This window comes from Bacillus sp. CECT 9360, from assembly GCF_918741275.1.
GTDB lineage: Bacteria > Bacillota > Bacilli > Bacillales > DSM-1321 > Peribacillus.
In genome coordinates this window covers 374634-400410 of record NZ_CAKKNA010000001.1, presented here as the reverse complement: position 1 = coordinate 400410, position 25777 = coordinate 374634, and the positions used below count along the sequence as shown (strand labels likewise).

General features: G+C 41.4%; 19 protein-coding genes and 1 pseudogene. 8 read left to right on the top strand and 12 right to left on the bottom strand.

Annotated features, from left to right (window positions below; translation table 11 throughout):
* Window positions 1-5: 5 nt before the first annotated feature.
* A complete protein-coding gene (locus LQ216_RS01835; RefSeq protein ID WP_230126415.1) occupies window positions 6-926 on the top strand; it encodes an MBL fold metallo-hydrolase in 921 nt (306 codons plus the stop codon).
* Between the two features lie 91 nt (window positions 927-1017).
* Complete coding sequence (locus LQ216_RS01830; RefSeq protein WP_230126414.1) at window positions 1018-2157, top strand: acyl-CoA dehydrogenase family protein; 1140 nt, start codon at window positions 1018-1020, stop codon at window positions 2155-2157.
* Window positions 2158-2247: 90 nt separating this feature from the next.
* Here the strand turns inward: LQ216_RS01830 and LQ216_RS01825 are convergent, their stop codons facing one another.
* Window positions 2248-4017 carry an alpha-glycosidase gene (locus LQ216_RS01825; RefSeq protein ID WP_230126413.1) on the bottom strand — a complete coding sequence of 590 codons (1770 nt, stop codon included), beginning with the start codon at window positions 4015-4017 and terminating at the stop codon, window positions 2248-2250.
* 380 nt (window positions 4018-4397) lie between these two features.
* Between LQ216_RS01825 and LQ216_RS01820 the strand changes: the two genes are divergently transcribed.
* From LQ216_RS01820 to LQ216_RS01805, 4 genes are all read left to right on the top strand, one after another.
* Complete coding sequence (locus LQ216_RS01820) at window positions 4398-5678, top strand: extracellular solute-binding protein (protein WP_230126412.1); 1281 nt, start codon at window positions 4398-4400, stop codon at window positions 5676-5678.
* Window positions 5679-5861: 183 nt separating this feature from the next.
* The gene (locus LQ216_RS01815) at window positions 5862-7175 is read left to right on the top strand and encodes a sugar ABC transporter permease (RefSeq protein ID WP_230126411.1); all 1314 of its coding nucleotides are present in this window, start codon (window positions 5862-5864) and stop codon (window positions 7173-7175) included.
* A gap of 2 nt (window positions 7176-7177) precedes the next feature.
* Window positions 7178-8020 (top strand): sugar ABC transporter permease, encoded by an 843-nt coding sequence (locus tag LQ216_RS01810; RefSeq protein ID WP_230126410.1) that lies wholly within the window; start codon window positions 7178-7180, stop codon window positions 8018-8020.
* A 127-nt stretch (window positions 8021-8147) separates the two neighbouring features.
* A complete protein-coding gene (locus tag LQ216_RS01805) occupies window positions 8148-9176 on the top strand; it encodes a LacI family DNA-binding transcriptional regulator (RefSeq protein ID WP_230126409.1) in 1029 nt (342 codons plus the stop codon).
* Between the two features lie 448 nt (window positions 9177-9624).
* Here LQ216_RS01805 and LQ216_RS20435 read toward each other — a convergent pair whose 3' ends face one another.
* From LQ216_RS20435 to LQ216_RS01775, 7 genes are all read right to left on the bottom strand, one after another.
* Complete coding sequence (locus tag LQ216_RS20435; RefSeq protein WP_354958225.1) at window positions 9625-9750, bottom strand: hypothetical protein; 126 nt, start codon at window positions 9748-9750, stop codon at window positions 9625-9627.
* Entirely contained in the window at window positions 9695-9877 is a 183-nt protein-coding gene (locus LQ216_RS01800) for a hypothetical protein (protein WP_230126408.1), read from the bottom strand. The genes LQ216_RS20435 and LQ216_RS01800 overlap by 56 nt, the downstream gene beginning before the upstream one ends.
* A 13-nt stretch (window positions 9878-9890) precedes the next feature.
* Complete coding sequence (locus tag LQ216_RS01795; protein WP_230126407.1) at window positions 9891-10442, bottom strand: tyrosine-type recombinase/integrase; 552 nt, start codon at window positions 10440-10442, stop codon at window positions 9891-9893.
* Window positions 10443-10693: 251 nt separating this feature from the next.
* Window positions 10694-11947, bottom strand: coding sequence for an aminopeptidase (locus LQ216_RS01790; protein WP_230126406.1), 1254 nt, complete (start codon window positions 11945-11947; stop codon window positions 10694-10696).
* Window positions 11948-12241: 294 nt separating this feature from the next.
* Window positions 12242-12412 carry a hypothetical protein gene (locus LQ216_RS01785; protein WP_230126405.1) on the bottom strand — a complete coding sequence of 57 codons (171 nt, stop codon included), beginning with the start codon at window positions 12410-12412 and terminating at the stop codon, window positions 12242-12244.
* Between the two features lie 352 nt (window positions 12413-12764).
* Complete coding sequence (locus tag LQ216_RS01780) at window positions 12765-14276, bottom strand: malate:quinone oxidoreductase (RefSeq protein ID WP_290369207.1); 1512 nt, start codon at window positions 14274-14276, stop codon at window positions 12765-12767.
* Window positions 14277-14659: 383 nt separating this feature from the next.
* Window positions 14660-15241: a hypothetical protein gene (locus LQ216_RS01775; protein ID WP_230126403.1), complete on the bottom strand. Its 582-nt coding sequence runs from the start codon at window positions 15239-15241 to the stop codon at window positions 14660-14662.
* A 401-nt stretch (window positions 15242-15642) separates the two neighbouring features.
* Between LQ216_RS01775 and LQ216_RS01770 the strand changes: the two are divergent.
* Together LQ216_RS01770 and LQ216_RS01765 are read left to right on the top strand one after the other, a co-directional pair.
* Window positions 15643-16847 (top strand): annotated as a pseudogene (locus LQ216_RS01770) (oxalate decarboxylase family bicupin).
* A 391-nt stretch (window positions 16848-17238) separates the two neighbouring features.
* Entirely contained in the window at window positions 17239-18771 is a 1533-nt protein-coding gene (locus LQ216_RS01765; protein ID WP_230126441.1) for a multicopper oxidase, read from the top strand.
* A gap of 500 nt (window positions 18772-19271) precedes the next feature.
* Here the strand turns inward: LQ216_RS01765 and LQ216_RS01760 are convergent, their stop codons facing one another.
* The 4 genes from LQ216_RS01760 to LQ216_RS01745 form a co-directional block, all read right to left on the bottom strand.
* Entirely contained in the window at window positions 19272-20846 is a 1575-nt protein-coding gene (locus LQ216_RS01760) for a SagB family peptide dehydrogenase (RefSeq protein ID WP_230126402.1), read from the bottom strand.
* Between the two features lie 22 nt (window positions 20847-20868).
* The gene (locus LQ216_RS01755) at window positions 20869-22812 is read right to left on the bottom strand and encodes a TOMM precursor leader peptide-binding protein (RefSeq protein ID WP_230126401.1); all 1944 of its coding nucleotides are present in this window, start codon (window positions 22810-22812) and stop codon (window positions 20869-20871) included.
* Window positions 22809-24773 carry a putative thiazole-containing bacteriocin maturation protein gene (locus tag LQ216_RS01750; RefSeq protein ID WP_230126400.1) on the bottom strand — a complete coding sequence of 655 codons (1965 nt, stop codon included), beginning with the start codon at window positions 24771-24773 and terminating at the stop codon, window positions 22809-22811. Before LQ216_RS01750 ends, LQ216_RS01755 begins: the two co-directional genes overlap by 4 nt.
* Before the next feature lie 167 nt (window positions 24774-24940).
* Window positions 24941-25198, bottom strand: a complete 258-nt coding sequence (locus tag LQ216_RS01745) for a heterocycloanthracin/sonorensin family bacteriocin (RefSeq protein ID WP_230126440.1) — start codon at window positions 25196-25198, stop codon at window positions 24941-24943.
* Window positions 25199-25777 lie beyond the last annotated feature (579 nt).

Genomic DNA, 25777 nt, shown 5'->3' with positions numbered 1-25777 from the left:
CAAGTATGAAGAAGAGATATGACAACCTGGATGGCATTTCGAATATCAAAACAACAGGGGATATGTTGAAATGGACAAGGGAGAGACGAGCAAAGAAAAAGGATTTGAGCACGCAGACTCCAAGCGTGGACCAAGCAGAAGTAGATGCTCTCCATAATAACGAGACGAAAGGCTCCATCTCGTGGATCGGCCATTCAACATTCCTAATCCAGCTGGGCGGTATGAATATCCTCACTGATCCTGTATATGCTGCCAGGATGGGGATGCAAAAAAGGCTTACAGCGCCTGGTATCCCTTTATTTGAACTACCCGAAATTGATATCGTTTGTATTTCCCATGGCCACTATGATCATCTGGACTTTCCAACAATAAAAAAGTTGAAGGGGAACCCGGCCTTTTATGTGCCGGAAGGATTAGGATCCCTTTTCAAAAGAAAGGGTTATACCAATGTAATAGAAGCCAATTGGTGGGAATCCTTTAAAGATAAAGGGTTGTCACTTACATTTGTACCAGCCCAGCATTGGACACGACGGAGCCTTCTGGATACCAATACATCCCATTGGGGCGGCTGGCTGCTGGAAGAAGAACTAAGAGATCAGTCCGTTTATTTTGTCGGGGACACCGGCTATTTCAGGGGATTTAACGATATCGCAGAAAAATATAAACCCAGACATATCCTTATGCCAATCGGGGCTTATGAGCCCGAATGGTTCATGGAAGTTTCCCATATCAATCCAGAGGATGCCGTCAAAGCTTTTTTAGAGCTGAAAGGGGAATTCTTTATTCCGATGCATTATGGGGCATACCGGCTTGCTGATGATACAGGGCCCGAAGCCCTCGATCGATTATTGGCAGAGTGGAAACGACTTGAAATGCCGGATGAACAGCTGAAAATATTGAAAATCGGGGAAACATTATGGCTTTAGGGATAAATTAAGGGAAGCATATCACTTAGAGATTTCATAGGTTGGTGGTATGATTTATGGATAATGTTATGTCCTGAAAGGATGAAAATGGGTGCCTTTTTATCAATCAGATCAGCAGAAAGAATACATCGATGAATTGGGTAAAGCGATACAGGATTTCTCCAAGCGAGCACAGGAACTGGATGAGACTGGAGGATTTCCTTTTAAGAATATTGAGGAATTAAAGCAATTTGGTTATCATACCTTAACACTGCCGAAAGCATATGGCGGCAAAGGCGGGTCGTTGTACGATTATCTCCTTTCCCAGGAACGAATCGCCCGGGAATGCGGGCCAACTGCTCTCGGAATCGGCTGGCATAATGGCGTTATATTAGAATTAGCTGAAAACCAAAACTGGAATCAAGCGGTTTTAGACGAGTTTTTTCAGGAAGTGGCGAACGGTGCACTTGTAAACCGGGCAGCAACAGAACCGAGCACTGGAAGCCCAACACGCGGGGGACGGCCGGAAACCACGGCTGTGAAAAAAGGGGACAAATGGGTGATCAATGGACGAAAAACGTTTACGACCCTTGCTCCTGTTTTGGATATGATTATCATCAGTGCTTGGGTCCCCGAAGAGGAAACAATCGGCTCGTTCCTGATCCATAGGAATAACGAAGGTGTTCACATTGAAGAAACCTGGGATATGATTTCGATGCAAGGAACGGGTAGCCATGATCTTGTGCTTGAGCATGTAGAAGTTCCTGAGAAGTACTACGTCGAAAAACTAGAGGACAGGCCAAGAGGGAAATCAGCTTGGCTGCTCCACATTCCGGCATGCTACCTCGGTATTGCGATTGCAGCAAGGGATTATGCCGTCGGGTTTGCCAAAACCTATTCACCTAACAGCCTCAAAGGGCCGATAAAAGATTTGCCAAACGTCCAGAGGATAATTGGTGAAATCGAACTGGAAATCAGAGAATCACGGCATTTTCTTTATTCTGTAGCCGCAAAGTGGGAAACCAAGCCCCAGCTGCATGAAGAACTTTCAAAGGATCTAGCTGCCGTCAAATTCCGTATTACCAATAATGCGATTTCCATTGTCGATAAGGCGATGAGAGTAGTCGGAGCGAAAAGCTTACAGCGATCAAACCCGATGCAACGTTATTACCGGGATGTTCGTGCAGGACTTCACAATCCTCCGATGGATGATTCAACGATTCAAATGTTGGCAAAGTCAGCGTTAGATTGATCTCAAACAGAAAATAATATAATAAAAAATAGAGCAACTATCATTGAATATTAAATGATAGTTGCTCTATTTTTACTTATTAAACGTAATCTAGCTGTTGTCTTTAATGAGTAGAATAACGAAAGAATAGGGTTCCAGTTCTAAGTGAAAGTTATCTGGATGTAAAATGATTTCTTTATCTGTCCATACATCCCGTATAGAGACGTCCTTTGTATAAGCCGGGAGAGATAAACTATTTGTCTCCGTTGATGGATTAAGGGCGACTATTATAGTTGATTCTTCATCATATTTCTTAAAAGCAACAATTTCCTTATTATTTTCGGTTGATAAGAATTGAAGCCGGCCTTTATTTGCGAGGAGTTTTTCCTGTTTCCTTAAAGCAATCAGCTTTTGAATATGTTGAAAAATTTCTTGATTGTGTTTAGTAGTATCCCACTCCATACATTTTCTGCAATCAGGGTCTCCGCCGCCAGTCATTCCAATTTCATCGCCGTAATAAATACATGGAGAGCCCAAAAAGGTCAAAAGCATTGTGTAAATCAGTTTCGTTTTTTTAATGTCATCCTTGCATTCTGTCAAAATTCTTGGTGTATCATGGCTTCCTACCAGATTGAAGGTTGTTTCCAATACGTTGATCGGATAACTGTGTAAGATAGCCCCCATGTTATGAACAAATTGTTCTACAGAAATGGTTTCATTGGCAAAGAGGTTTAAGATGTTTGCCATAAAAGGATAGTTCATGACAGCGTCAAATTGGTCTCCGCGCAGCCAAGGAGTAGAATCATGCCAAATTTCCCCCAAAATATATACATCAGGTTTTATTGCTTTTACTTCTTCTCTGAATTGCCGCCAGAATTGATGGTCCACTTCATTTGCGACATCGAGCCTCCAACCATCAATATTACATTCCTTTATCCAATATTTTGCAACATCTAATAAGTACTTCTTCACATCAGGATGATAAGTATTAAGCTTTGGCATTGCGTCGCTAAAGGCAAATGTTTCATAATTGGGCCGGTCCCCAGTCTGTACAGGAAAACTGCGAATATGAAACCATTCCTTGAACGGTGAATTTTCGCCATTTTTCAATACATTCTGAAAAGGTGGGAAGTAGAATCCGCTATGGTTAAAAACGGCATCAAGCATTACCTTGATCCCTCGCTTATGGCATTCTTCCACTAATCGTTTGAGAGTCTCTTTCGTCCCAAACTGGGGATCGACGTCCATATAATCAATCGTGTCATATTTATGGTTTGAGTGTGCTTTAAAAATAGGCGTGAAATAAATTCCGCTTATGCCAAGATCCTCTAAATAGCTAAGGTGATGGATAACCCCATCTAAATCTCCCCCGAAGAAATTATCCCATGCCGGTGCTTCACTGCCCCAAGCTTTCGTGTGCGGGGGATCATTATCAATAGTTCCATTTGAAAATCGTTCAGGGAAGATTTGGTACCAAACTGTATCCTTTACCCATTCAGGTGGAGAAAATACTTCTGTCTTATGTATATAAGGCTTGCAGAAGTAGTGTCCAGGGTCTTCAGGAGTAACCTCAAAATAGCCTTTCTCAGTAAGGATTGCTTCTTCTGAAGATGACTTTAGTCTAAATCCATATCTTAACCGACGCATTTCAGTTTCAATCGCAACGCTCCAGTAATCAAATAAATCATCACTTCCGGAAAGACTCATTGATGATTCTTCCGTTACCCATAATCCCTCATGCCAATCAAAAGGATCTCCGTAAATGACTCCAATTCTTTCGATGTCGTTTCTTTTTGTTCTTATTTGAATATATAGCGTGCTTGAATCCAAGAGATAAAGATAGCTATCTTCCGGGCGGTGATAAATAGTGGACTTTTCCATATCGTCACTCCTTGTAAAAGAAATTTTGATTTGTTGGATTATTTTTTAATAGAGAGATAGCATTTATACAGAAACTAATAGTAGATTCTAGAGGACTTAAGAAGGAATTAGGGTGGAATATGAAGGTAATTATGTAAAAATTGGTTGTAAAAGATTAAAAAGATTGTATAATAAATTTATAAATTGTGCAATCGTTTTCGCAATATGATAAGTAGATGTATTATACATATTTATTAAGTATGCATGATTAAATCTTCTTATCTATATTTCTAATGATTTTAATGTTAACGCTTACATGAGGGTCTTTATTAATATTTGTGCAAACGATTGTATGTTTTTGAAAACCAATCAATTTTGACACTGTAGGAGGGGGAAAGAAGATGAAGAAAATAGTATCCGTTTTAATGATGTTTGTTTTAATGATGGGTGTACTTGCAGCATGTGGTCCGGATCGTGAAACCAGTGGGACAAAAACTGACAAGAACGATGGCCAAAACGCAGAAGAAAAGAAGCCTGAAAAACTGGTTGTTTGGGAGGATAAAGACAAAGGGATTGCCTTGGAGCCTGCTATTAAAGAATTCGAAAAAGAATATGGCATTAAAGTCGAATTTAAAGAATTAAATATGGCAGATAAAATCCGTGACCAATTGCGCCTGGATGGGCCAGCTGGAACTGCTCCGGACGTTGTCACTCTTCCACATGACCAAATTGGGCAAGTCGTAACAGAAGGTCTAATCCAAGAAGTTAAAGTGGAACAATCTGTACTGGACACATTCACGGAGGCTTCTGTACAAGCACAAATGTATGATGGTAAACTCTACGGACTTCCTAAATCAACGGAAACACCTGTATTTATTTATAATAAGAAATTAATGGATAGTGCACCCGCTACTATGGATGAGGTTTATAGTTTTTCTAAGGAATTCACGAAAGGCGGAAACTACGGTTTCTTGGCTTTGTTCGATAATTTCTACTTCGCACACGGTTTAGTTGGCGGCATGGGTGGATATGTATTCGCTGACGAGGATGGCGCTTTAAATCGGGACGATATTGGGTTAAATAACGAGGGTGCTGTTAAAGGCGCCGAGGACATCCAAAAATGGTACAAAGAAGAGTTATTTCCAAAAGGCATTATTGGCGAAAATGGCGGATCAGCTATGGATGGACTATTCAACGAAGGTAAAGTTGCCTCTGTAATGAACGGGCCTTGGGCATTACAGAGTATGAAAGATGCTGGCATTGACTATGGTGTTGCCCCGATGCCGACGCTAGCAAACGGAGAACCGGTAAAAACGTTCATGGGTGTGAAAGGCTGGCATGTTACTGCGTTCACGAAAAACCCATATTGGTCTACGAAACTAGTAGAGTTTATTACGAATAAAGACAGTGCAAAAGCACGCTTTGAAGCGAGCCAGGAAATCCCTCCGGTTAAGGAATTAATTAACGACCCAATTATTGCAGACAATGAGGCAGCTAAAGCAGTTGCAGAGCAATCTGAAGTAGCCGTTCCAATGCCTAATATTCCGGAAATGGCTGAAGTGTGGGATCCAATGGCGACCGCTCTTCAAACAATTGCCACCGGAAAAGCGAAACCGAAAAAAGCGATGGACGATGCTGTTAAAGCGATAAAGACTAATATTGAAACAAACCATAAGAAATAGGGGAAAAGGCGATACCTCCGAATGGAGGTATGACCTGCCTTTTTTAAACCGCGGACTAATCTTGCTCACAATAAAAAATGAATGAGCAGCTGGTCAGTGTGGACATATGCTTAATTCCTAATCAGAGACTTGCACAATTTGCGAGACTATTTCCTCCTATAGGGAAGGGGAGTAAAGGTACACATGGCAGAATTACAAACGACTGATCCACAAATCAATGAAATAAAACCCACTTCTAAATACGGAAGAAATGCTGCCTTATTATCGATTATTCCAGGGATAGGCCAGCTTTATAATAAACAAATTTTAAAAGGTGTTGTGCTTCTCATTTTAGCAGCATCATTCTTTATTGTATTTAGTGATTTAATGAATATGGGATTTTGGGGGCTATTTACTTTAGGTGAGCTTCCGGGAGAAGACCATTCCGTATTTCTATTAATAAACGGTATCTTAGCATTGATTGTAACCGCTTTAGGCTTAGCTGTTTATATCTTCAATTTGTATGACGCGTATAACACGGGGAAAAAACGCGACATTGGACTCAAGGTTAATAGCGTGCGGGAGCAATATCATAATCTTATCGATAACGGATTCCCATATCTGATGGTTAGCCCTGGTTTTTTGCTGTTACTATTCGTTGTTATCTTTCCGATCATCTTTGTTTTTCTTTTAGCCTTCACGAATTATGACTTATACCACTCTCCGCCGGCAAAATTGGTGGACTGGGTTGGGATCCAGAACTTTATTGATATTTTTAAAATCGATATATGGAGAACCACTTTCTTCAAGGTTTTAGGATGGACGATTGTATGGACATTGGCCGCCACTACCCTTCAGACTGCCCTTGGGATTTTTCTGGCCGTTCTCGTTAATCAAAAAGACTTGAAGGGGAAGGCAATCATCCGTACGATTTTCATTTTGCCCTGGGCCGTACCTGCCTTTGTATCTACAATGATATTTTCTGGAATGTTCAATGAATCTTTCGGGGCGATCAATAACACAATTCTTCCGATATTAGGAATCGATCCGATTAATTGGATGACCGAAGCTAATTGGACGCGTCTGGCTTTGATTATGGTCCAAACATGGTTAGGATTCCCGTTCATCTTTGCTATGACAACCGGGATTCTTCAATCAATTCCCGATGAATTGTACGAAGCCGCAACAGTGGATGGCGCAAACGCTTGGCAAAAGTTCAGAACAATTACGTTGCCGTTGGTCCTTTTCGCTACAGCACCGATTTTAATTACGCAATATACCTTTAATTTCAACAATTTCAATGTTATCTTCCTTTTCAATAATGGGGGGCCTGCAATCCCTGAGCAAAATGCATGGGGAACGGATATATTGATTTCCTGGATATACCGTTTAACGATGACTTCAGCACAATATGGAAAAGCAGCCGCAATCACGATGATTCTTTCACTCATTATCATCAGTATCGCATTATGGCAATTTAAGCGAACAAAATCATTCCAGGAAGAGGATTTGATGTAACTATGAGCATAAAAAGAAACAGAATTATCCGGCTTTCTTTCACTTACTTAGTCGTCCTGGTGATGAGTGTCCTCATTTTTTATCCAATCCTTTGGATCATCGGTTCATCACTCAATCCTGGGCAAAGCTTATCAGGATCAAGCATGTTTCCTGAAAATCCCACTTTCAAGCACTATGCCTATTTGTTTGATACTGATAAAAGCCTGTATTTCACCTGGTTCTGGAATTCTATCAAGATCTCCTTGTCAACGATGGGGCTTACGATTGTTGTGGTGGCATTCACAGCCTATGCGTTTTCAAGATACCGTTTTGTCGGTAGAAAAAATGGGCTTGTAACCTTTTTAATCATGCAAATGATCCCTAATTTTGCCGCTCTTATAGCCATCTATGTTCTTGCGACCCGCACAGGGTTAATCGACACCCATTTAGGGCTGATCCTATTTTATGTTGGAGGCCAAATTCCAATCAATACGTGGCTTATGAAAGGGTATCTGGATACCATCCCTAGAGAGCTTGATGAATCAGCGAAGATGGATGGTGCAGGCCACTTCCGTATCTTTTGGCAGATTGTTATGCCTTTGGCAAAGCCGATTATAGCTGTCGTAGCATTATTTTCGTTTACGGCTCCGTTTGCAGATTTCATCATTGCCCGTATGCTGATTCGTTCTGATGAAAAATACACCATTCTGGTAGGGCTGTATGAAATGGTAGCGAAACAGTTCGGGAATGAATTTACAAAGTTTGCAGCTGGAGCAGTATTAATTGCCATTCCGATTGCGCTTTTATTCCTGGCATTCCAAAGGTACTTCGTTTCTGGTTTGACTTCTGGAGGAACGAAAGGGTAATTTACCTATTTAACTTCCAAGACCTTTTCAATTGTCTAAAAGAGAATTATTATTAAATTATTATAAGCTATTTCAGTTTGTTAGCAGCCCTCCTATATATAAACAGCTGCGTGAGGGGAGAAAGAAGATGTCTATAACAATAAAGGATGTAGCAAAGTTGGCAGACGTTGCTCCTTCTACAGTTTCAAGAGTAATTGCCAACAATCCTCGGATTAGCGAAAACACGAAGAAGCGTGTTCGGGAAGCAATGGATGAATTAGGCTATCATCCTAATTTCATCGCGAGAAGTCTTGCGAGCCAATCTACCCAGGTGATTGGACTAGTATTTCCCAACTCAACGGAGATATTTTTTCAAAATCCTTTCTTTCCGACTGTATTGCGCGGGCTTAGTGAAGGGGCACATGAACATAGTTATTCGCTTCAAATTAATACCGGAAAAACGGAAAGCGAAATTTACGAGGGCGTGGTTCAAATGGTGCAGGGAGGACGTGTCGACGGCATCATTTTACTATATTCCCGGGTGGAAGATAAAATCCTGACTTACTTACAGAAACGGAATTTCCCTTTTGTCGTAATCGGGAAGCCTTTCAAGCATGTGGAGGAAATTACCCATGTGGATAATGATAATTTCCGGGCTGCTAAAGAAGTAACAGAGTATTTGGTCCAGCTTGGCCATGAACATATTGGTTTTATAGGGGGAAGTTTCAACTTTGTTATGACAGTAGATCGTTTGCTTGGGTATGAAAAGGCATTACGCGATGCCGGAATTATGCTTCAGGATGAATATGTGATTCACGAAGAGTTTTTAAAAGAGGGAGGGCGGGAAGCAGTCAAAGAACTGTTTTCTCTAAAAAAACCTCCAACAGCACTCGTTGTTATCGACGAGCTAATGACACTGGGAGTGCTAAACACTCTTGATGAGATGAACATCAGCATTCCGGAAGATATATCTGTAATCAGCTTTAACAACACAATGCTTTCCGAATTATCAAGACCGCCATTGACAACAGTGGATATTAATATATTCGACTTGGGGTACCATGCAACGAAAAGCCTTATCCAAAAAATAGAAAATCCTGAAGAGCCGGTGAAGAGAATCATCATAAAGCATAAATTAATTGAAAAAGGTTCATGTGGCTCGATAAAAAGAGATTAGACCTGCAAAGGTGTAATCTCTTTTTGCTTTTTATATCTCAGGGGGTGTTTTCTAAATTAAACGTACTAGAGGAGAAATTTAAATAATTATTAGAAGTTCGTTTTTAAATTCAATAATATTTAAATGAAGAAACTTGTATGTATTATTAAACGAATTCTGAGTTAAATAATGGATGAGACCTTAATATACAATTTTAATAGTCGAGTTAATGACAAAACTGATTTTAGAACAAAAATTTCAAAATATCTCATTATTTTAAGTAATCTTTGGTTTTGAGATGAAACTTCATTATTTTATATAACTACCTATAATATATATTATGTAAACTAAATATTTTTCGCATAAAAAAGAGCAGGTTAAGTGACTACCGACACAAATGTATTATTCAACAAGTCGTTTCAACAGGTTGTGGAGCTCGTTCTTTCAATCCTAGTATCGGTTTATTGACCTATTCATGTTCTTCTAATTCTTGACGGTAGACATCCATCACAAGGACCGGAACACGTACTTTTTTCTTTCTATTTTGTCTTAATCCACTGCGTACCCACACAATATCGCCTTTTTGAATATCCAAGTCTCGTAAAGCTTTCGGGATAAACCATTTGTACATAGTTTGCCGTGTGTAACACTAAACCACTTTCATCTTGCTTCTTAATATGAAAACCTACTAACATATTATTCTTTTTTGGTGCTTCTTCCATCTTCTCTTCCTCCTTACAACACGAATTCGTTTAAACTTTCTTCGACTTCTTCTTCGGTAATGCCGATATACCGCAACGTGTTTGCTGGTGTAGAATGATTTAAAATGTATTGAAGCTTCGCCACGTCTCTATATTGTTTATAATACCAATAACCAAAGGTTTTACGCATGGTGTGGGTGCCAATGCCACCATCGATGCCCGCCATGGTGGCTGCGTGGTTTAACCGACGATACGCTTGCGTGACAGTGATGGGTTGGTCGCCTTTTCGACTAGGAAACAACCACTCGGAAGCCACCGTTTGTGCATAGTCCTGCAATTCGTGGTAGATGTTGGTGAGGTTGATTTTGCGTGGTTTTTTCGTCTTGCCTTCGTGGATAAGAAGCTGTTTCTTCCGTTTCACATCTTTCACTTTCAACGCCAACAGATCCCCCGCACGCAATCCCGTATTAATTCCTAAGAGAAACAAGATATAATCTCGTTCCGAACAGTGACGTTTTAACGCCCACTTCATGTCTTCAAGTTGCTGCTTACTACGAATCGGCTGCACATCTTTGATTGGATTCATGTTGACTATCACCTCTCCCAAACCCAATAAAATCAATGTTTTGAATGTACTATTTTTCTATCTATCTCCATTGTAAAAGGAGAAAGAGGACGAGTAAAGAAAAATCGGGATTTTCAATGTACGTTTTTATGTAAAAACATACTTTCAGAATTAAAAGAATCAATTTGAAAAGGAACAGCAATAAAATTACTATTCCTTCAAACATTAAGCTCATTTTCCTGGCGATTTATCTATTTTAAGGAGTAGCCAAGTTAGAATTGGAAATCTCCATCCTTCATTAGCAACATTTCAGTCCCATCTTCTTTAATACCTACTACTTTCATATCTTTGGTACCAAAGGTCACGTTAACTAGCAAGAGTGAAATATTAAGGCCTGCTTCCTTCAACTCTTCCTCTGATAGGTTGCTACCATTTTGAAGGTTAGAAGGAGAGGCGTTTCCAATTCCAATATGGCAGGCTGTATTTTCATCAAACAAGGTGTTGTAAAAGAGAATATCTGTCTGAGAAAGAGGAGAATTGATAGAGACCAAGGCAATTTCACCTAGATAATGTGAACCTTCGTCTGTCTCAATAAGACTTTGTAACGTGTCTTGCCCAGTGCCAGCATAATAGTCAGTAATCCGTCCATCTTTAAAGATTAGATAAAAATCATCGATGACACATCCCCTATAGACAAGTGGTTTAGTAGCCACTAGTTTGCCATTTACCTTATTTTTATGGGGAGCAGAAAATATTTCTTCCGTAGGAATGTTCGGAAAAAATGGTATTCCCTTTTTATCTATAACCCCTCCACCGATATATATATGATTTTTAGGCATACCGACTAATATATCAGTTCCTCGGCTATTCGTAAAATGGAGAGCTTTAAACTGACTATCGTTTAATCTTTTCTTCCGGGACTCAAAGGCTCTGTCATGATTTTTCCAGTCTTTTATAGGATTTTTCCCATCTGCCCGAGCTCCTTGTAAGATTGATTTCCATAATGATTGCAAAGCTTCTTCTTGACTTAAGTGCGGAAATACTTTAGTTGCCCATGCTAAGTGTGGAACAGCTAGAAGACACCAGCGTACCTCGTGGGATCTAATCTTTGCGTAATAATCCTTCAACTTGGTACGAGAAACTTTTTGGAAGCGACTTATCCGTTCTGACGAAACCTCCTTAAAGACATCTAAATTTTCAGAGATAATATGGATGTAAGCAGCACCCGCATCGTCCCACTCCTTAAAGCGCGTAGCTTGCCAGTCAGGAAAGTAATCGATGGCATCATCTGCTGCGCGTAAATAAAATTCTTTGGTAGACTGTTCATCTGTCCAATCTATAAACACATTTGAAGCTCCCGCCTCATAGGCTGCCGTTTGGATTAGACGAGCAAACGTAACATTTTGTATATCACTATGAATAATCACTAATTGATTCTTTTGCACATTTACACCAGCTCGTACAGCAAGTTCTGCATACTTTTTTAACTGTTCTTCACTAGCAAGTTCATATATCTCTTTATGCATTACAAACTCAGCTCCTAACTTTTCATTCCGTTATAAATAGAAAAATAACGCAGTTTTTCCTGAATCTTTATCACCGGTAAAGATAAAATGAGATTCTTTTTCCTAACAGTACATGGCTGGATTTTTCGCTCAAAGTCAACACATTTGTGTCGTAAACTAACAAGGACAACACTTTTGTGTGGCGGTTTCATCGACACAAAAGTGTTGTCCTTGCTTTTAATTTATTGAAAGTATAGTATTCAGAAGGTCACCACATTTGTGTCGATAGTCACTTCCTGCCCTTTCTTGATAATATTATTGAACTTTGTTGTGCTTTTGCCTTCTGTTATTTGCGTATATAGCAATTAATATGCCTGCCAAACCAATGCCTCTAATGTCAAATCCATCACCAGTCAAAGGCATTATTACTGCGCTGATAATCAAAACAGCTTTGGCAATAAAAAGCATTATTTTGTAGATCTTCATTAGCAAAACTCCTTTGCTATTGTCTCCAAGGATACATTACAAATGCAGTTGGTGAAACACCCCATATTTCATATTTGACACCATAAGTACCATTTGCAGAGATTTTTTTAATGGCATATCGACTTAACCATAGCAATCCTGCTATAGCTCCTATATACGGTGACGAAGGCGCTGCACTCTTAATAACAGCACTGATTCCTGCGATTGCTCCTGCTAGACCACTCGCATCATCTGTTACATTTAATAGCTGCTTTACTTTACATAAATTCATATAGATAGTTCTGATTGTCCAATAATGAAAAATCTTGCTTAAACTTTTTCGTTCAATACCTTGGTTTCTACATCCAAAGAATTAACTAAAGGCCGGTTCTTTTTCGCTTAGACCAAGCGTCCCTGCTGTTGAAGTATGAATTTCGTGCAGAAGCTCTGGGTTTTCCATTAATGACTCGCCATAAGAAGGAATCATTTCTTTGATTTTCGGTTCCCACTCTTCCATATGTTGCGGGAAGCATTTTTTGATTATCTCAAGCATAACGTGAACGGCTGTAGAAGCACCCGGAGAAGCGCCTAGTAATGCTGCAATTGAGCCATCAGCAGCAGTAATCACTTCCGTACCAAATTGAAGCGTTCCTTTGCCGCCTGCTTCTGTATCTTTGATAACTTGTACACGTTGGCCCGCTACTACTAAATCCCAATCCTCAAGCTTAGCGTTCGGGATAAACTCGCGTAACTCTTCCATACGCTGTTCTTTCGATAACATAACTTGCTGGATCAGATATTTTGTCAATGACATCTCTTTTCCGCCTGCCGCTAACATTGTTAAGACATTATACGGTTTTACGGAAGTAACTAAATCGAGCATTGAACCCGTTTTTAAGAACTTTGGTGAGAAGCCGGCAAATGGTCCAAATAGTAACGATTTTTTGTTGTCAATATATCGTGTGTCAAGATGCGGAACAGACATTGGTGGTGCTCCAACCTTCGCTTTGCCGTATACTTTTGCATGATGCTGAGCTACAACATCCGGATTATTACACGCCATAAATATTCCGCTTACCGGGAATCCTCCAATATGTTTTCCTTCAGGAATACCGGATTTTTGCAGTAAATGCAAGCTTCCTCCCCCGCCTCCGATAAAGACGAATTTTGCCGTATGGCGCTCAACGCTACCGTTATCGACATTACGCACTTTTAATTCCCACGAGCCATCGCTAGTACGTTTAATATTATCAACACTATGTTTATATTTGATATCAACGTTTTTAGTCTTTAAGTGGTCAAATAACATGCGTGTTAAAGCACCAAAGTTGACATCCGTTCCCGTATCTATTTTTGTTGCCGCTATCGCTTCATTCGATGGACGATTTTGCATAATAAGTGGAATCCATTCCATCAGTTTTGCTGGGTCACCAGAAAATTCCATCCCTTGGAACAGGGGATTGTTTGACAGTGCTTCAAATCTTTTCTTTAAAAACGTTACATTTTCTTCCCCTTGTACCATACTCATATGAGGCAATGGCATGATAAAGTCCTGAGGATTATTGATCCGCTTGCTGTTTACAAGATAAGACCAAAACTGCATTGAATCCTGGAACTGTTCATTAATTTTAATCGCTTTGCTAATATCTATAGATCCGTCTGGTTTTTCGACCGTGTAGTTAAGCTCGCACAGTGCCGCATGCCCTGTTCCGGCATTATTCCATTCGTTAGAGCTTTCCTCGCCTGCTTTTTCAAGCTTCTCAAACACTTTTATATTCCATTCCGGTACTAATTCTTTCAGGAGGGTCCCTAAAGTCGCACTCATGATTCCGGCACCAATTAAGATGACGTCTGTTTTAGTTTCTCTGTTGCTCATTTTTACCAACCTTTTCCCTTGAAATTTGCAGAAAAGATGTAGGCGTAACAACAAGCTAAGGCGCAACCTGGTCACACAACTTTTCTGTCTCAATTATATCCATATATAGTGTATTACAATTATTAATAGATTAATATATCTATATTATATGATAATTTTAAATTATTTAAAAGTGAGAAGTCTGTCTACAATGCCTAGGAACAGACATAACCTAAGCCTTAAGCCAGCTTTTTTCTGGAATACTAATCTTTCATTCTCGATTGTAATTTTTGTTTTAGATTAATTGTAGAGCGACGACAACTTTGATAATCCAATGTCCCTAATTTTTCTTTGTGCAAAACAACAAGAGGTAAAAGTAAACAAAGCAAATGCAATGATTACTTTTCTGATAGTTAATTTTCATTATCCTCTTCTTTTATTTGTCCAATCAATGAAATTACAGAACCAATTGCTTGTATCCAACTACCACTAACTTCTAAAGATTCAGGATTTTCATGAATTTTATAGCCTTTATTCTCAACATGATTATTTTCTAATTCATAAATTCCTGCTATAGCCTGCAATGAATTACCTATAGATTGTAATAGATTACCTATAATGTTATATAATTGACCTGAAGCTGTAGGATCCTCTAATTCATCTGCTAGTGAAACAAGTCCACCTAAAGCTTGGATCCAGTTTCCAGAAATTATCAACCTCTGTTCCGTTTCTTTTTCAAAGTTACTAATCAGCCCAGAAACTACAGTAACATTTCCAACCGATTGTATTTCATTTCCAAATTTTTCAAGAGAAACTCCCCCTTGGCCATCAGCTTCCAGAGCATTTCCGGTTGCTTGCAAAACATTCCCCCATACATTTAAATTGTTTCGCAAATCACTATCTATAAAATGGGATGGTGTACTTCCAATGGCAGAGCTAATTGTTCCAATTGCTGCTATCCATGAACCGAGGATTTCTTTAGATGGATTATTCATGAAATCTACCCTATTCTCCCTCATAAATACAAATATCTACTCGTCCTCTATAATATTCACAATGAGAAAGAGATGTGCGCAAGGTAATATGGGTACTCCGATAATGTCGATTATGCTATCTCGCTTGTTTTAAAGGAGGTTTTTTATGGACTGTCTTGTTCAAAAAATATTGTCATAAGTTTTAAGTAGTTATCCAGTTCGATAAATTGATATTTATTCGTTCCAAATTTAATAATATTAAAACGTTAGAAGGAGATTCTTATTTGAACCCATAATTAAAGGGATTCTTCAATAAGTGATACTTCTTTGTTTTTTATCGATAGGCACACATTCGAAGCCCAATTCATAATAGTACGATAAAAGGTTTTTCCTTTATAATCCCACAAATGAGGTGCCCCTTAATGGAAAACCGAACTACTATTAATCAAGTGGACGGAAATGTGCCACAACCGATCCGTAGTGATGGAGCAGGAGCGATTGACTCCGGCCCGCGTAATATTATCCGGGATCTTCAAAATCCAAATATGCTCGTCCCGCCTATTACAGATGCAGGCTTGCTTCCTAACTTGAAATTCTCATTCTCAGACACTTCTATGAAATTAAATCACGGGGGATGGTCCCGGGAAATCACCGCTCGGGAACTTCCGGTTGCGACCACACTTTCTGGAGTTAATATGAGCTTAACGGCCGGCGGAGTACGTGAACTCCATTGGCATCAACAGGCAGAATGGTCTTATATGCTGTTAGGACCGGCACGGTTAACCTCGGTTGACCAAGATGGACGAAATTTCATTGCCGACGTCGGCCCAGGTGATCTGTGGTACTTTCCCGCAGGAATCCCACATTCGATTCAAGGGTTGGAACATTGCGAATTTCTGCTCGTCTTCGATGACGGAAACTTTTCTGATCTTTCCACTTTGTCCATCTCCGATTGGTTTGCACATACTCCAAAAGATGTTCTGGCGGCCAATTTTGGCGTACCAGAGAGTGCCTTTAACTCCATTCCTTCAGATCAGGTTTATATCTATCAGGGAAAGGTACCCGGTTCGCTGCAAAGTCAGGAAGTCCAGTCACCCTACGGAGAAGTTCCGTTAACCTTCAAGCACGAGCTGTTGAAACAAACACCAATCAACACGCCTAGTGGAAGCGTAAGAATTGTGGACTCCTCGAACTTCCCTATTTCAAAAACAATCGCAGCAGCACTCGTTGAGATTGAGCCGGGTGGAATGAGAGAACTTCATTGGCATCCCAATAACGACGAGTGGCAGTATTACCTAACCGGACAAGGACGAATGACAGTATTTGCTGGAAATGGTATCGCTCGTACATTTGATTATAGAGCTGGTGATGTCGGCTATGTCCCCTTTGCTACTGGACACTATATTCAGAACACCGGTTCCGAAACGTTATGGTTTTTAGAGATTTTCAAAAGCAACCGATTTGAAGACGTGTCGCTGAATCAATGGATGGCACTGACTCCTAAAGAATTAGTTCAAGCAACTTGAATGTTGGATCAGAATTGCTCGAGTCTCTACGCACGGAGAAATGGCCTGTTGTGAAATATCCCGGTTTTCCTCCAACCCAAAAAACTGGTAGAAAAGAGTAGATTTTAATTGTGATATTCCTATCGAATTAAACTGTGAAAGGTTTTTATTTTTCATAAAAAGTGTTATGTATTTTTGTTTAGGTTTTTTAGCTGCAGATCGGAGATACCTGTTTCAAAGAAAGTTGGATTATGGATAAATGTACGTTACCATGATGTTTTATGAAGTGATCCCTGATAACGAGTGTGAGTCGGTTGCTTTGTTATCATACTTCAAAACAAGGAAAATGGGGGTATCGTAATGTATAGTAATGACGGTTTTTCGCAAAATCTGGAAGCGTTCTCCAAACCCTGTGCTAACCCGTATTGTCATAATCCAAATTGTAAATGTGGGGATCAATGTAAATGTACACCTGAAAAACAATGTGGATGTAGTGAGTCAACTCCAACCAGTATAACTCTCTCTAAATTCGTAGATGAACTTCCCATACTCCCTGTTTTAAAACCTCGTGTGAAAGATCAATTTCATACTTTTTACGAAGTGAATATGACGGAATTTAAACAATCTCTCCATAGTGAGTTAAATGATACAACGGTATGGGGCTATGAAGGCAGCTATCCAGGACCTACCATTGAAGTAGAGACCGGAGAAAAAGTGTTTATTAAATGGATTAACAATCTTCCGGATAAGCATCTATTGCCGGTAGACTTTACGGTGCATGGTGCCCATAAGGATGTACCAGAAGTTCGAACCGTGGTACACGTTCATGGCGCTTGTGTCGAATCGGAAAGCGATGGCTATCCGGAGGCTTGGTTTACAAAGGGATTCAAACAAGTTGGTCCATATTTTAGGAAGCAAATATATCGATATGATAATTGCAATCGGGCTTGCACCCTCTGGTATCATGACCATTCGCTTGGAATCACGAGGCTCAATGTCTATGCTGGTTTGGCAGGATTCTATCTTATCAGAGATCATCAGGAACGTTTATTGAATTTGCCAAGTGGGAAATATGAGGTCCCTCTTATCATACAGGACAAGACTTTCAATAAAGATGGTTCTCTTTTTTACCCGAGACAACCAGAAAAACCAGTCCCGGAATTGGAAACGTCGATAGTCCCGGAATTTATTGGGGATACCATCCTGGTGAATGGCAAAGTATGGCCCTATTTAAATGTGGAACCACGTAAGTATCGATTTAGGTTGCTAAATGCATCCAACACCCGTTTCTATAGATTAAAGCTAGATTCAGGACAACTTATTTATCAAATCACTACCGATGGAGGATTAATGCAATACCCTATAGGAGTCAAAGAAATCATGTTGGCACCTGCAGAACGAGCTGATGTGATCATTGATTTTACCAATCTTCAGGGCAAGAATATTATCATGACAAATGATGCCCCCGCTCCTTTTCCGACCGGAGATCCTGTAGATGAAAATACTGGTACTGTGATGCAGTTTAGAGTGACACATCCACTGTCAAGTGTTGATACGAGTGTTATTCCGGCTTATATGATGCCTCTTCCAAAAATAAACGAACAGACAGCTTCAAAGATACGGTATCTAACATTAAACGACAATATGGATAATTACGGTCGTGAATTCATGCTATTGGATAATAAACAGTGGGATGCCCCGATAACAGAAAATCCAAAATTGGGATCAACCGAAATCTGGTATCTAATTAACTTAACAACTGATTCACACCCTATCCATCTTCATTTAATTGATTTTCAAATATTAGACCGGAGAGATTTCGATTTAGAAAAATATAACAAGGAGAAAGTTATCTATTATACGGGCCCAGCGATGCCTCCGGAACCACAAGAACAAGGATTGAAAGATACAGTAAGAGCTAATCCTAACCAGGTAACTAGAATTATCATGAAATTTGGTCCGTTTACGGGATTGTATGTATGGCACTGTCATATTTTGGAGCATGAAGATTATGAAATGATGAGACCGTATATTGTTATTCGGTGATGGACTGTTCGCCGTCAAAAATAAGTAGGTGAACTACATCCATGTTCGTTAATCCTGTCTGTATTACCTCTTTTATCAGATGAAATGAAATTGGAAATTTAATAAAATACAACTTCCGAATATTAAATTGATAATCATTGGAGCCAGTTTCGGCGGCTATGGTGGTTATTAAAAATTAATTTAAAAATAGTAAAAAGGGGTTGCTCTATTTTTAGGGCTCCCCTTTTACTTAATTAGTACTGATTTTTATACCTTCAACTAGAAATTTCATTTCGAGTTGCTTCCCATAACATACTAAGTGATTTAGGGCTTTTCACCTGACCAAGATTTTATTCTGTCTTGTCTCCCTTTTCCTCCTTATCAAAACATAATAATTCCTGAATCCTTGGACTTTACGGGTAAGATCCTTGATAAGTTCCTCTACCTCTAGATACAACTCGTTTATACGTATATTCTTTGCTTTTGTTTCTCCTCTTTTTCGTTGCTTTCAACGTCTTTACTTAGCTATGCAAACTTCCCATCAGCCAAGGGCGTTGTCGATATGGACCGATTGGGATTTGGATTAGGCTGGTTGTTCCTTGTGAATCCATCTTGTAAATCTCATCACACAAGTTCGTATCATACCCGAGGAGAGGGTGTCCCCCCATCCCGATGGCTGACGCTGCTAAAAGCAATCGTTGCACGAGCATTCCTGCTTCCATTTGTTGAATGCGATATCCTCTGTGTCCCAGTTCCGTCTGTAAATGATCCTTGTCCCCTGCTACATGTATGCAGAGCGGGACTTGGAACAAATTCACATTATCCGCAGACATTCCGTATTGCAGCTGGAGTCGATGATCTCCGAGATGTACCTGTCGTAATGCATGAGCAACGCTATCATAATGATAAGCACCATCCTGAATGCCTTCTGTATTATAGAAACAACCATATAGTGAGACGCGGGACTCGTGCTTATCTCCTCCATCCAAATCATTTCGATACGAGAAAGAAGCCGTCGCCTCTTGCAGTAGATTGGCCAGTTGCTGTTGACTTACCTTTCCCATAACGAAATCCTTGTCCGGTGAATGTCGTTTTCGGCAGACCGCCGCCAGATCGTATGATAACCGCTTTGTGGGAGGCAGGTCAATCCCTTGCCCCTCAGAATTCATATTCTCCTTATCATGGATCTGTCGAAACGATCGCGTTGATTCCAACATGGACGCTTCATTCATTTTGGTTAACATCGAATACTCTTTTACTCTCCGTGACCGTACGTAGTGATTGCACTGAATCGTTGTCAACTCTCGGCACAATTCGGCTGCAGAGACAAACCCGCCAATGTCATTTACATTTAAAAACCAGATTGTAGGTTCCACCGATAGTGGGATAACCGCATACGCGCTCTCCTCCTGTTCGGATAGCCCAAGCAGGTGGTTAATGGCCCGATCAAGAAATTGGAAGTACACCCCCGATGCGAAGCCAAACCTTTTAGCCACTTCCAGTAACTGTCCAATCAGAACACCAGCATCCAACCCTTGCAGACGGTATGAAAAATTATTATATTTATAAAAATTTTTCCAAAACATTGTTGATACAAAAACAGTACCAAAACAAGCAGACATGTCACAGCGGTTACCAAGAGCCCGGGCTATATATGAATCGAAATTGCCCTCTCGTAACAACACCAAGCGGTGGTGTGCCACATCATAATGGTACATCCCAGCAGGCAAATCCTCCATCTTCAGATACACGTACAATTCGTTTGGATACAACGCTCCTCCAGAAGGAGCAAAACGCCGAAATGACTGCATAAGGTCCGCTTTTTGTTCTGAGGAATCCATGGTCAAGACTGTCTGGCTATATTGAGAAAGACCGAATACATACCAAAGGAAATGACCAATCCTGCGAAGGTCAGGCTTTGAGGGTGTTTCCCATTCCTCAAGCGTCAACGGTACATCCAGAGAAAAAGGAACAACAGGCAAGCCACGGTAGAGCTTATACGCAAGCGGTGCATCTTCCCAATCTACTTCCCAATCCGGTGGACTTACCTTGTCAATGTCAAAATGTAGATTGTATAGAAAAGTCTCTAGACTCATCCTCCTACCTCCTAGTCGCCGCTTATGGAAACGGGTGCGGATGTGGATTTAGTTGTTGAAGTTTCAGTGGTTGTTTCGTATACCCGAGTTCGTTTGGTACCCGAAGTACCCTCTCCAGCCCTGTTACACGGGTAAGATGATGTCCGAATGTCATCGGCAACATCCCCGGAATCAGCACTTTCACGCAATACAATCCGTTCCGTACGGTTTCCGGTGTCGTCTGGTCAACCACAATCACATCGAGGTTCATTCGACGAAACACGTGAAGAATGTCCTGCAGATCTTCGGTCAGGTCTAAATGCCTTGCCTTCCACTTGAATTCCTCGTCAAACGTTCGATACGGACGATTATCATCCAGCAAAAACTGCAGGCGCTCTTCGGCTTGCGGCAAACCGTACAGCATTCCATGATCATCCATCTTCTTTACCAGTGAAGAATCTTGCAACATTCTCACATATTCCTCTTGGTTCGCCTCCAATTTCTCGTCAAGAGTCAGCATCATACCAGCCAACTCGTGAATCGCACTTTTAACCGCTCGTACCGGGTCCAGGTGAGCTCCGGCCGCACAAATGATATTCAACCCCTTTTCCTTCCTGTTTTTCGCCATTGCCCAAACGCTAGGAATACCGTGATCCATTGTCGAGTTAAATAAATATATATCGTATCCCGCCACCGCCCGTACGCGCTCGATCATCAACTGCAATTCTTGGTCGTTTGCGGATTTAGGGTCCAGACGCGGGAGAGTCAACTGCGCGTACCAAGTCATCAGAAATGAATCACGCTCAACTACTTCCAAGATTCCGTAGAGAATCGCCTCCTCTAAACTTCCGCCTAACGCGCATCCGTTTGAAGTTTCATAGACAAATCCGTCGCCGCAGCCCAAGCTGTAATAAGCCAGCAATTCTGGCACCAGAATTGGACGCTCTTGCAAAAACGAATAGCCCCAGACCCAATTAATTGAGCGATCGGGATTAAACGGTTCGAATGGAAAACCAGGCTGTGCATACTGTCCCTTTGCGTGCACGCCTACCTTGATAGGATTGAGTGCTTGATCTTTCAAATTGCGGAAGCTGTCATGAATTACTGTCCGTTTGCCACGGGGTTCTAATCCGCAATACCGCTCCAAACCCTCCAAAATGGCAGTCAACTCACTTATCTTGTATGAATGAGTCCGACCTGCTGCTCCCTCGTCCCCCATGAACAAAGGCAGATTGACACTTACATCGGCAAATGGCGGTACGAGGTCATACATTTTATCATTCAAAAAGCCAGTTCGGTGATCCAGATAGTCTTTGACTAGAACTTTACTCAGATTATCTATCGAACGGCAGCGGTAACTGTCGGCACTGATCTTAGGACTTGGTTGTAACGTAATTCGTGCCGCAGCCGGTGAATCGTCGGGTAATCGTCCACAAACCGTACACAACGGGTCGGCAAGATAGGTATGCCAAGAACTATTCAATGTTTTTAGATTGAATAGTAATACCCGTCCTTCTGAGTGGGGCTTTTCACCTTGCAATACCCTCTGTACCTCGGCCCCAATCAGGTGAGCCATCTGTGAAAGTCCCGTACGAGATGCCCACACGTCACGCTGAGTTCCTCGATGAGCCTCCAGTTTATGTTGTATCTCCCACATCTCTTTACGGTCGCGTCCTGCCATAATACGTCGCAGGTCCGCACACTGGGAGCACCCCGGCGTACCCGGGTGAACGAGCGGCCCGACCACGCCCTCGCCAAATGAAACGAAACCACGTAGCCAAGGGATTCCGATTGGTGGCAACACCTCTTCCGCCTTTTTATGAACAGTGGGATTCCAGGCATCTTGCAGCACCAGAGCCAGATCAGTCGTTTCTGGTATTCCTGCCTCGAAATCGGTCTCGCGAATTACCTGGTATTGGCCGGATAGTTCTCCGCACACACGGTCCGCCAACACCCCTTCTCCGACTACCAATACGACAGCATTCACCTTGTTTCCTCCTCTCGCAACAGCACACCAAACACCCCTGCCAGTTCCTCTTTCAAAAACGGTTCCAGTTTTAGTTCAAAGACCAAGAGCTTCTTTTGGTTCCGTTCCAAATCTTGGATAGCGGACTGCAAAACCTCGGTTTGTGTCGCCTTTTTTCCCGCGGGGATCACTAGGTTTAGCAGTGCCATTTCGTCCTGGATCACGATCGAAACCTCCAACGATTGTGTCGTGAGATTAGTCGTTTGGTTTTGTGCCTCTATAACCGCCTGTTGTAACGCTTTCCGCAATGCCATTGTTTTATTCAAACCCACACCGCCATACCAGCCTTCTTTTGTATCAACCCAGACCACCGGGAAACCGGACACTTCCCTACCTAAGCCGATTGTCGGTGCTCTCTGCATCGTGGTCAATGCCTGCAAATAATACTGGCAACGTTCATCTTCTACCGCACCCAACTGCACCTGAGTTACAAAATTCTTTTGATTGAACTGTTGCTTGCGGAACTCGTCCTCCAAACACCTCTGCAACCCACGGCAAACACCTTCGGCAAACGTTTCCCCCGTTCCGACGCCGACAAATTCCTGAAGTTCTACATTAGTAACACCTATTTCCTGATGTTGAGGCAGAGTTTTAACGAGCAGATCAACGGTTTTCGACACATACACTTCGATCCCGGTCAGACCGGCTTCCCTGCGTGCCTCCTCATGCGTCAGACCTGTACAGATAATGTCTGGCAACAACGCAGCCGGTCCCTCCGACAAGGGTTCGACTGCCTGAATGCGACATTGAGCCAACGGAAGCTGCTTTAAGTCCCCCTCCTCCCAAATATGGAAAATACCTGATTGCGCCGATGTCAACTGGCTGAAGTAAAGAAGCAATCCACTAGACTCACCTCTGCTCGATTCCTGTTCAAGCCGTATATCGATATCTTGAATCCATTCGGCTGCAGCACGTCCGGTCACCAAAGGATGGGGCATGAACGAATGCCAGTTTCCTTCTAAAGTATCCAGCTCAAGCAGGAAGAATTGATTATTCCGTTCCGATTCGGACACTCCTGAAATTTCTTTAAACAATTCAAACACAATCACATTAGCCAACATCGCTCCTGCTGTCGAAGAGTAGGTTGAGAACTGCTGGTCTTTGCCAAGCACAGATTGGTGCATGCGGCGCCAAGCAGACTCCCAACACCCATTAGAGTCTGGTTGCACCAGCGGACCTGCCACTCCCACCTGATGAAGGTATAAAGCGGGGAGGAACACCTTCTTCTCTTTTCTACACACCGAATGAAGAACCCGCAGTTCCTCTACATTGCCCTCTTGCGACACATACAAAATCGAATCAAACGGTTGCACAATCTCCCGCCAAGAACTTACCCCCTCCTTCTGCAGAGTGACCTCCTCTACAGCCACCTCGGGATCTGTTTTACGGGCATGTGCCACGAGTTCCATCAACCGATGTCTATTGGTTGGTACCGAATCCGTAATTAGTACATGGAATCTAGGCAATCCGGATTCAATCAACGCAGAAACCAACGAAACAAAAAAAGGACCAGAGCCAACTGCTAACACTTTTATATGACGATAACCTTGAAAACGGTACGCACCTGAGTCACCTAAACTGTCCAAAAATTCAATTTGAGAAGCATGATTTTTAAGAACCTGATCCGCCAATTGATGCGGACGGTCTTGGCTCACATCTCGAACAAACCCGTTTAGATACAGCACTTCTGCAATTTCATAAACCCTATCCCTGAACGGGCCTGGCAATCCGTCTGTCAAATCCCCCAACGTATGCTCCCCATTGAACATAGGTATCAGTTTTTCAACCCACTGATCGATCGAACTGCCTTCCATACGGAACGAACTTAAGTTGTTCCGAAAATACACACCGCTGTTTGGTTCAGGGAGAAAAAACGTATCCCTTTTAACTTTCAGACGCATTGAAGTGGTCAAATTTGTCATTCCGCTCCTCCTCACCTGTAGCTGTTCACAAATCTGCATCATCACTTTTACTCTATAATACTATGTATTGCAATTTGTCTCTTATGTCTAATCTTATAGAGAAAGGTCCCTGCAACAACTCATGCAGGGACATCTTCTTCTCCAGAGTTTTCGTTAAAAAATAAAAACTAATAACCGCCGCAACGACCACCGCAACGGCCACCGCCACCACAACGGCCTCCGCCACCGCAACGACCGCCGCAACTAAAACAACTAGAGCAACGGAAACAATTAAAGCAACGAAAGCAGTTAAAACAACTAAAGCAACTAAAGCAACGACCAAAACCACCGAAACCACCGAATTGTCGTGACGAATCATCCATATAGTACTGGTTTTGATCCCAGGGAACTGCCTCGCTTGTCTGGAAATCTCCAATATTCAACATTTGGAGTTCATTTTGAAAATCATTCATTTTCATTACCTCCGTAATTTTTCTTAACAAAATGCGAGCAAATAGAAAGGGGGGACAGTATGAACATAAATCAGATAACATCTGTGCAATAGGTGAATCCACCAAAAACTCAAATGCTTTCCCCAATAAAATATGAATAATGATTAGGTATTGTTACCGATTCAAATGCCTATTTTTATTGAGTCTTTGTAAAACCGATATACGAAAAAGGATAATCACATTACTAAAAAGGTGGCGAAGAATAAGGTGAAAAACCTCGAGACATTGCTGAAAAAATCTAGGACCGTGTTGGCACCTAGAGTAGAGCATCGCTAAATCGAAAAGCGCATAAACCAGCTTGTCTAGAACAGTATCACTTCATTTCTTTGACCAACATCATGATGAGGAACTTACTAAGATGGAATGATATGTCACAAATGATTTGTTAGGATGAATTGGATGTGTTTCAAAAAAGGAGGTGTTTTTTTTGCAAAGGGTTGATCTAATCATCCCGATTGAATTTTGCGGGTAAACGGAGAGGTTTAAATAAACAGAAATTCGATGGAAGAAAAA

Bases quoted from the DNA above. Each gene is read 5' to 3' on its own strand.
- LQ216_RS01825 (WP_230126413.1), bottom strand. From the start codon at position 4,017: ATGGAAAAGTCCACTATTTATCACCGCCCGGAAGATAGCTATCTTTAT.
- LQ216_RS01805 (WP_230126409.1), top strand. From the start codon at position 8,148: ATGTCTATAACAATAAAGGATGTAGCAAAGTTGGCAGACGTTGCTCCT.
- LQ216_RS01745 (WP_230126440.1), bottom strand. From the start codon at position 25,198: ATGTTGAATATTGGAGATTTCCAGACAAGCGAGGCAGTTCCCTGGGAT.
- LQ216_RS01785 (WP_230126405.1), bottom strand. From the start codon at position 12,412: ATGAAGATCTACAAAATAATGCTTTTTATTGCCAAAGCTGTTTTGATT.
- LQ216_RS01835 (WP_230126415.1), top strand. From the start codon at position 6: ATGAAGAAGAGATATGACAACCTGGATGGCATTTCGAATATCAAAACA.
- LQ216_RS01800 (WP_230126408.1), bottom strand. From the start codon at position 9,877: ATGGAAGAAGCACCAAAAAAGAATAATATGTTAGTAGGTTTTCATATT.
- LQ216_RS01775 (WP_230126403.1), bottom strand. From the start codon at position 15,241: ATGAATAATCCATCTAAAGAAATCCTCGGTTCATGGATAGCAGCAATT.
- LQ216_RS01750 (WP_230126400.1), bottom strand. From the start codon at position 24,773: ATGACAAATTTGACCACTTCAATGCGTCTGAAAGTTAAAAGGGATACG.
- LQ216_RS01790 (WP_230126406.1), bottom strand. From the start codon at position 11,947: ATGCATAAAGAGATATATGAACTTGCTAGTGAAGAACAGTTAAAAAAG.
- LQ216_RS01810 (WP_230126410.1), top strand. From the start codon at position 7,178: ATGAGCATAAAAAGAAACAGAATTATCCGGCTTTCTTTCACTTACTTA.
- LQ216_RS01815 (WP_230126411.1), top strand. From the start codon at position 5,862: ATGGCAGAATTACAAACGACTGATCCACAAATCAATGAAATAAAACCC.
- LQ216_RS01820 (WP_230126412.1), top strand. From the start codon at position 4,398: ATGAAGAAAATAGTATCCGTTTTAATGATGTTTGTTTTAATGATGGGT.
- LQ216_RS01760 (WP_230126402.1), bottom strand. From the start codon at position 20,846: ATGAGTCTAGAGACTTTTCTATACAATCTACATTTTGACATTGACAAG.
- LQ216_RS01795 (WP_230126407.1), bottom strand. From the start codon at position 10,442: ATGAATCCAATCAAAGATGTGCAGCCGATTCGTAGTAAGCAGCAACTT.